This window comes from Fulvivirga kasyanovii, from assembly GCF_009711405.1.
In the GTDB taxonomy this organism is placed as follows: domain Bacteria; phylum Bacteroidota; class Bacteroidia; order Cytophagales; family Cyclobacteriaceae; genus Fulvivirga; species Fulvivirga kasyanovii.
In genome coordinates, this window is the sequence record NZ_SMLW01000239.1 from 1 (window position 1) to 2,945 (window position 2,945).

Consider the following 2,945-nt stretch of genomic DNA (forward strand, 5'->3'; position numbering starts at 1 on the left):
CCCCTATAATCCCCTCAAGGGGATAGTAGTCTCGTAGAAATATTCAAAATTCCAATTCTCTAACATACTACCGGCCACTACCGACTCCGGTCTTCTGGCTTCCGATCTGATCACCGTTCACTCAGGAATTCACCGATTACCAAAAACTGATTACTGATAACTTCTGCAGTGAAATATTTTAACTTCTGTCCCCCTCCTTAACAACCTCATCAAGCAGCCTCTTCACCTGCAGGTCGCCATAACCATAAATGCTTTCCCTTTTGCAAAATTCCTGGAAAATGGTTCCGAAGTTATCCGTTTGCAGCTCAGACATAATAGCTTTTAATGAAGCTTTTGGTCTTCCGGGAAAATCGCCCTGAGGTTGCCGGTCGATGTGGGCTTGTACGGCATTTTTAATAAAAGGATATTTTTGTTCCAGCTCCCCGGCTAATTGTAGCAGGTTCATGGAGTCACCAGCTTTATAAACCTCCCAAAGCTGTGCTATTTTACCGGGCTCCGTAATAGCGGCTCTTTCTTTAAATGCCGTCTGGAGGGCATCGTTGTCCAGCCCTCCAAAGCCATACAGGTTGTGGTATGGAGGCCTGACCAGGAAAAGCTGAATGCTCTTCTGAAGCAACAGACTGACAGCAAACCAAAAATTTACCTGGCAAAACAGGTCGTCTTCAAACCACATGGTTACATCACTATTATCAGGTATCGCCGATACCTTGTCCAGTTCAGGCACCGTTCTGTCATAATAAGTGCCCTCAGGAATACCGGAATCAAGCTCAGATATAAATTTTGCTCTGACCTTGTAAAATTCATCAGGAGTCTTGCCATGAACAGGGCCATCTATAAGACATTCCCTTAGTACAATGATATCTCCCGGTAAGTCATCAGGAAATTGCTCTTTTAGGGCATCGCCGTTGAGTATGTGGTATTTCGAGCTCATATCTTTTTTAAGTTTTTAGTCCCAGGCGATCATTATGATAATAATGCCTTGCTTTTCAAATGCTTCCCTCTTCAGCCAATAGTCACTTGTTTCACTGATTCCCTGAAGTTGACTAACATCAGTTTCACTATCGTAGCTTAAGAAATAGGTTTCAGATACTGTACTCTCAGATATATAAAAGCAGGACGGTTTATTTTTAAGCAATTCAATGCTCTGTTTTTGCAGTGTTGTGATTGACCCTGCTCCTGATATTTTTTCACCTTTATGGGGTAGTTGCTTTACGCTTCGTACCATCTCAATACTAATAGAGTCTATTGAGTTTTCAGTGGTTACTACACCTTCGCAAGGTAAATGTCCACCTAATTGATAAACTTGTTCATATAGAACTAAATATCCCCTGCCTGGCTTTGAGTAGTAGTCTTTTACCTTTTTATCAAACGGCTGATCCGTAGAGGGATCATTCAGCCATTGATCGTTCCACATCAAGTACCCGGTCTTTGTCGTATTGTTTTCCAGTTGAACTTCCACGGGTTCCAATATCCAACAGGCAAGACGATCTGCTTTACCCTCTGTCATGAGCAGGCATAAACCAAAAATTAATATGGCTTTTCTTATCATTGTTCAATTATATAGATTTATTACTCTTGTTAAGTCTGATACAGCTTCGGTCGTCCAAAAATACTCCAATTGCCATTTTTGGGTCTGCTTTGCTTGTTTGCTTTTCACTTCGCTCCAGGGTGGATAAACCCTGATAGCCCTTTTACCTTCTTTCGCGTCTGTTGAAACCACTCCTTTTTTGATCAGCACCGATTTTGGAAACACAAATTGCCCCAACTTACCTTCGTCTTCAACATTCACTACATAAAAATCGAAGGCATCGGTTTCATGGAAAGGTTCGATAGGTCCATTGTCCTTTCTTTTCCAAAAGGTAACGAATTGCCCGGCTTTTTTGGGTGTTATCTTCGCACTTCTGCAAATGATACCTAGCCCATTAAGTTCAAACCGGCAGGCATTGTACTCTTGGCTTTCCGGTTCGTCACGATAACCGGTTACCTGTAGTGAGCATGGGTCATAAATCTTGTTTTTGAGATCAGTGAGCAGTCTGTTCAAACCTGGATTATTTTAATTCTTTTCCTGATAACTCTTCCAGCTTCTTCCTCTCCCAGGCAGTTAATGAGTCTATTCCCTGACTGCTTATTTTGTCCAGCAAATCATTGAGCTCGTCCTCCGGACTCTTTTGAGGTTCAAAAACTCTTTTTCCTGTGTTTATAAATGGCTTTAGAGATGTACTTTCAATTAGTAAATATTCAGGGTTCCTGTAAACAAATATGAGAAAAATAAGGCAGGGAGCCATCAATAAAACAAATATCCAATAGTTGGTAGACAATAGCTCAGGATCAATGACTATGGTGGTGACCATGCCTGAAATGGCACCCCCCAGATGTGCATCATGGCCAATGTTATCGCTGCCCTTTTTGATACCCCAGACAGTATAAGCCACAAAGGCAAGACCAAATGCCCATGCCGGGAAGCCGTAGGGAATAAATAGAAGAGATACTTCAGAAGTGGGAGAGATCAATATGGTGGAGAAAACAATTCCGGAAATAGCCCCGGAAGCACCCAGGGCGCGGTAATCGCCGTAGTTTCGATGAAAATACAAACTGAGTAACCCACCACCAATTAAGCTGATGAGGTATATTAAAATGAAGTTTTTAATGCCGTAGACTAACAAAACAAACTCACCAAAAGATGACAGTGCCAGCATGTTAAATATCAAATGGTACCAGTCGCCATGCAAAAAGGCAGAGGTAAAAACCCTGTAGTACTCCTTGTGTATGAGGATGTGATCAACATCAAAAATGTACTTTTCCCGAAAAGCAGTATCTCTAAAACCCTGATAAGTAACCAGAAATATAATAGCAATCAAAAGGTAAATAACGGATTCCATTCGGGCGCTGATTAAAAAATCAATTTAATACTTTTTTGTGATAGAAGTGTTGTTTTTGTAGAGCTA

General features: G+C 41.4%; 4 protein-coding genes. All 4 read right to left on the reverse strand.

Going from position 1 to position 2,945, the window contains the following annotated elements:
• Positions 1-178: 178 nt before the first annotated feature.
• From E1163_RS01270 to E1163_RS01285, 4 genes are read right to left on the reverse strand one after another with little or no spacing between them, the layout of a single operon-like run.
• Entirely contained in the window at positions 179-931 is a 753-nt protein-coding gene (locus tag E1163_RS01270) for a DUF1835 domain-containing protein (RefSeq protein ID WP_155168714.1), read from the reverse strand.
• A gap of 15 nt (positions 932-946) precedes the next feature.
• The gene (locus E1163_RS01275) at positions 947-1,549 is read right to left on the reverse strand and encodes a hypothetical protein (RefSeq protein ID WP_155168715.1); all 603 of its coding nucleotides are present in this window, start codon (positions 1,547-1,549) and stop codon (positions 947-949) included.
• Positions 1,550-1,552: 3 nt separating this feature from the next.
• Positions 1,553-2,041 (reverse strand): MepB family protein, encoded by a 489-nt coding sequence (locus E1163_RS01280; protein WP_155168716.1) that lies wholly within the window; start codon positions 2,039-2,041, stop codon positions 1,553-1,555.
• Positions 2,042-2,048: 7 nt separating this feature from the next.
• On the reverse strand, positions 2,049-2,879 hold the full coding sequence (locus tag E1163_RS01285; protein ID WP_155168717.1) for a rhomboid family protein: 831 nt from the start codon (positions 2,877-2,879) through the stop codon (positions 2,049-2,051).
• Positions 2,880-2,945 lie beyond the last annotated feature (66 nt).

Bases quoted from the DNA above. Each gene is read 5' to 3' on its own strand.
- E1163_RS01275 (WP_155168715.1), bottom strand. From the start codon at position 1,549: ATGATAAGAAAAGCCATATTAATTTTTGGTTTATGCCTGCTCATGACA.
- E1163_RS01270 (WP_155168714.1), bottom strand. From the start codon at position 931: ATGAGCTCGAAATACCACATACTCAACGGCGATGCCCTAAAAGAGCAA.
- E1163_RS01285 (WP_155168717.1), bottom strand. From the start codon at position 2,879: ATGGAATCCGTTATTTACCTTTTGATTGCTATTATATTTCTGGTTACT.